This is a genomic window from Thermoanaerobacterium thermosulfurigenes, assembly GCF_051201035.1.
GTDB classification, from domain to species: Bacteria; Bacillota; Thermoanaerobacteria; order Thermoanaerobacterales; family Thermoanaerobacteraceae; genus Thermoanaerobacterium; species Thermoanaerobacterium thermosulfurigenes.
The window spans coordinates 1-4,276 of sequence record NZ_JBPODR010000059.1 but is presented as its reverse complement, the minus strand read 5'-3'; the positions used below and the strand labels follow the sequence as shown (position 1 = coordinate 4,276).

The 4,276-nt window shown below is 25.6% G+C and carries 4 protein-coding genes; all 4 read left to right on the top strand.

The window, feature by feature from the left end:
* The first annotated feature begins 103 nt into the window (after positions 1 to 103).
* The 4 genes from HNR52_RS12010 (at position 104) to HNR52_RS11995 (ending at position 4,204) form a co-directional block, all read left to right on the top strand.
* On the top strand, positions 104 to 988 hold the full coding sequence (locus tag HNR52_RS12010) for a carbohydrate ABC transporter permease (RefSeq protein WP_435620710.1): 885 nt from the start codon (positions 104 to 106) through the stop codon (positions 986 to 988).
* A 22-nt stretch (positions 989 to 1,010) separates the two neighbouring features.
* Positions 1,011 to 1,871 carry a carbohydrate ABC transporter permease gene (locus HNR52_RS12005; protein ID WP_435620709.1) on the top strand — a complete coding sequence of 287 codons (861 nt, stop codon included), beginning with the start codon at positions 1,011 to 1,013 and terminating at the stop codon, positions 1,869 to 1,871.
* A gap of 198 nt (positions 1,872 to 2,069) precedes the next feature.
* A complete protein-coding gene (locus tag HNR52_RS12000; RefSeq protein ID WP_435620708.1) occupies positions 2,070 to 3,944 on the top strand; it encodes a beta-galactosidase in 1,875 nt (624 codons plus the stop codon).
* Positions 3,938 to 4,204, top strand: coding sequence for a hypothetical protein (locus HNR52_RS11995; protein WP_435620707.1), 267 nt, complete (start codon positions 3,938 to 3,940; stop codon positions 4,202 to 4,204). Before HNR52_RS12000 ends, HNR52_RS11995 begins: the two co-directional genes overlap by 7 nt.
* Positions 4,205 to 4,276 lie beyond the last annotated feature (72 nt).

Genomic DNA, 4,276 nt, shown 5'->3' with positions numbered 1-4,276 from the left:
AAAAACAATATTCAATTATCAAGGTTCAATTAAATTTTGTAATCTTTTTAAAGATCGATCTTTTTAGTTGATTACAAATCATATTATACGAGGAGGTTGATTTATGGAAAAAATATTGAGTGATAAAAAAGCAATATTTATTTTTGTATTTCCAGCTTTTATAACATTTGTAATTATTGTTTTGCTTCCAATATTAATTTCATTTTATTTTAGTTTATTAAAATGGGATGGTTTTAATAAAGGTATATTTATAGGAATTAATAATTATAAAAATTTATTTATTAACAATACTGACGGTTTTGTATTAGCAGTTAAGAATTCAATTATTTTAGCATTATTATCTGTGTTTATACAATTACCTATTTCCCTTTTACTTGCTTTGGTTTTGTCTAGAGGGATTAAAGGAGAAAAATTTTATCGAACTGTATATTTTATACCAGTAATATTATCTACTGTTGTAATTGGTCAATTATGGATGAAAATTTATAATCCAAATTATGGTTTGTTAAATTTTATATTGACCAAAATAGGATTAAAATCATTAACATATCAATGGTTAGGCAGTACAAAGACAGCATTGATAGCAGTTTTTGTCCCAATTTTATGGCAGTATATAGGATATCATATGTTGCTAATGTATGCATCGGCAAAATCAATTTCAACAGATATATATGAAGCTGCAAAAATAGACGGTGCATCAGAAACGCAAATTGCTTTAAAAGTAACAATTCCATTAATGAAGCCTATTTTAAAAGTATGTGTTACATTTGCAGTAATTGGATCTTTTAGAACGTTTGATCTTATATATGTTTTAACCAATGGAGGTCCGTTACATGCTAGTGAAGTTCCTTCAACATTAATGTATAATATGATATTCTTTAGATATCAATATGGTTATGGTAGTTCAATGGCTATATTTATTATTTTAGAATCATTAGTAGGAACATTGATTATACAAAAATTATTTGGAAAAGATGTCGCATATTAAGGTGGTGTTGAAATTGATAAGTGTGAATAAAAATGTCAATAAAACGAATAAAATTGGAATTAAGAAAATAGGATTTTATTTTATCGAGTTAATTTTAATAATATGGGCAATAGTTCAGTTATATCCATTGTTGTGGTTATTTTTGTTTTCTTTTAAAAATAATAATGAGATATTTGGAGGAAATATATTGGGATTACCACATATATGGTTATGGTCAAATTATATAACTGCATTGTCGAGTGGTAATGTTGGAAGGTATTTTTTAAACAGTGTAATTGTAACTGGTTTTACTATAATAATATCAAGTGTATTAATTTCAACTAGCGCATATGCAATAGTTAGAATGAATTGGAAATATAGTAAGTTAGTATTAACTATATTTTTAACAGGTCTAATGGTTCCTATTCATGCTACATTACTTCCTCTTTTTGTGGTACTAAAGAATTTAAATATTCTTAATACCTATGCATCCCTAATAATTCCTTATGTTGCTTTTGCTCTACCTATGGGTATATTTATTTTAACAGGATTTTTATATAGCATTCCTAAGGAATTAGAAGAATCCGCATTTTTAGATGGATGCAATATATATAAAGCTTTTTATTATATTATTTTACCACTTATTAGACCTGCATTATCTACTATTGCCATTTTTACTTACCTTTCATCTTGGAATGAACTTATGTTTGCGAATACTTTTGTTAATAATGACAATATTAAAACATTAACTGTAGGTATTTTATCACTGGCAGGAGAATATGTAACAAATTGGGGACCTATTGGTGCGGGGCTTGTAATTGCTACTTTGCCTACAATACTTATATATATTTTATTAAGTGAGCAAGTTCAAAAAAGCCTTATAGTTGGTGCAGTTAAAGGATAAGTATAAATAGTTTTATACTTTAAAATTTTTTAAAAATAATTATAAAATATATTTAGAAGGGGCTGAAAAAATGTCTATACAAGTAACAAAAGAAGGCTTTATGATTAATGAGAGTTATTCCACTGTATAGTGGTACTGTACATTACTGGCGAATTGATAGAAGCTTATGGGAAGACATATTAATTAACATAAAAAAAAATGGGTTTTAAAATTGTTGAAACTTATATTCCATGGTCCATTCATGAAATAAAAAAAGGGCAATTTGATTTTGGAAATATAGATAAAAATAAAGATATAAATGAATTTTTAAAAATATGTGAAAAACATAATTTAAAAGTATTGGTAAGACCAGGTCCGCATATAAATGCAGAAATGACTTATTTTGGATATCCCAAAAGGATTTTAATGGATCCTGATATACAGGCAAAAACTCCTCACGGAACTCTGTGTATGATGGTGAGGGATCCAAAACATTTTCCAATTCCAAGTTATGCAAGTAAAAAATTTTATAATGAAGTAGCTTTGTACTTTGATAATTTGGCACCAATTATAAAAGAACATATGTATCCTAATGGATGTATAATTGGTTTACAAATAGATAATGAAACATGCTACTTTTTTAAAGATAATGCATATTCATTAGATTATAGTAAAGATTCAATAGAACTTTATCAGAACTTTTTAAAACAAAATTATTTAGAAATTTCAAGATTGAATAAAAAGTATCATACTAAATATAGCGATTTTAAGGAAATATATCCTCCAATTGAGTTCAAGGCGCAAGAAAAAAAAGAATTACCTTATTATTTTGATTGGATAAAATATAAAGAATATAAAATACAATATTCACTTAATAAAATAGCAAATATGTGGAGTATAACTATACCATTTTACCATAATGCTGCATATCAATATTGGACGCCTATAGATTTAACATCATCAGAAAGTAGTGGATATATTGATATATATGGTATAGATAGATATCCAAATAAGGAAGAATACCATGATTACAAAAAGTTGGTTAAATATTTATGCGGATCTAGCAAGTTACCATTTATACCTGAATTCGGATCTGGAGTATGGTTTTATTTTCAAAAAACATTTTTACCGAGTGAAGAAGAATTTACTACTTTATCTGTATTCATGCATGGCATAAAAGCAATAAACTTTTATATGATTGTTGAAAGGGATAGATGGCAAGGATCACCAGTTACAATGGATAATAGAATAAGAACTCAGTATTTTACATTTTACAAAAGATTAAATAATTTCTTAAATAATTATAAATTATATAAGTACCAAAAAGTAAGAAGAATCTTATTAATGAGAGATTATGACTATGGAAGATTTATTGCAATGCAAAATAGTTATAATTTAAATCAATTTGCTGATATTATTGGCGGAATAAATTTACCACAAGAATTATTCAAAAGTAATGTGAATTTTGATTTTAAATATTTAGATAAAAGTGATTTACATCCGTCGGAAAATAATTGGCTCGATAACATAGGAAGAATTTTAGATAGAAATAATTATAATTACGATATTTCAGATACTCATTTAAATAATGAAGAAATTAAAAAATACGAATTATTGATATTAAGTTCATATGATTTTATGGATGAATCTGCACAAAAAAAGATAATAGAATATGTTAAAAATGGTGGAATAGTAATAATGGGACCTGGAATACCTTATTTAAATACAGATATGCAATATACAGATTATTTTAATAATATAAAAATTGGTGAAAATATTTTGAGAAATGGTAAAATCTATTATATAAACAATCCAATTGATATTGTCGAAATTTTAAATATGTTAAAAATTAGAAGGGAATATAGATCATCAAATAAAGATATAGAATTGAGCCTTTTTAAATCAACAGAAAATAGAAATGATTTGCTGTTTTTAGCGAATTCCACAGATAATGAAATAAATACAAATATTGTATTTGATGGTTATAAGAAATTTAAAAATGCTTGGAATGCTGTCGATTTATGTGGCAATGAAAAAATTGAAATAACATTAGAGCCATATTCCATAAAAGTATTGGAGGTTAAAAAATGTTAGATAAAGATGTTTCTATTGTAAATTTAAATCCATATACGTGGCGAAATCTAGGTAGAATACTAGGCTTAGGTAAATATAATAAAAATCTTTACGTTTTATATGATAATAATGGGGTTGTAATAAATACTTATAGTGATGGAGTGAATATTATATTAAAAGAAACTTTAATACAAAATGTTGAGTGTTATGCAAAAAAAACATTAAAAGAACATAATGATATACAAAGAATTTATTTATTAACTCAAACTTCGCACTTATAAAAGTAGCTCTGTACCTTGATAATTCAATATTATTTGGCTATAAAATAGCATGAGATCTCCATTTTTGGTATA

What these genes read in the sequence shown, in the direction of transcription:
- HNR52_RS12010 (WP_435620710.1), top strand. Translation starts at nt 104, where the DNA reads ATGGAAAAAATATTGAGTGATAAAAAAGCAATATTTATTTTTGTATTT.
- HNR52_RS12000 (WP_435620708.1), top strand. Translation starts at nt 2,070, where the DNA reads ATGGGTTTTAAAATTGTTGAAACTTATATTCCATGGTCCATTCATGAA.
- HNR52_RS11995 (WP_435620707.1), top strand. Translation starts at nt 3,938, where the DNA reads ATGTTAGATAAAGATGTTTCTATTGTAAATTTAAATCCATATACGTGG.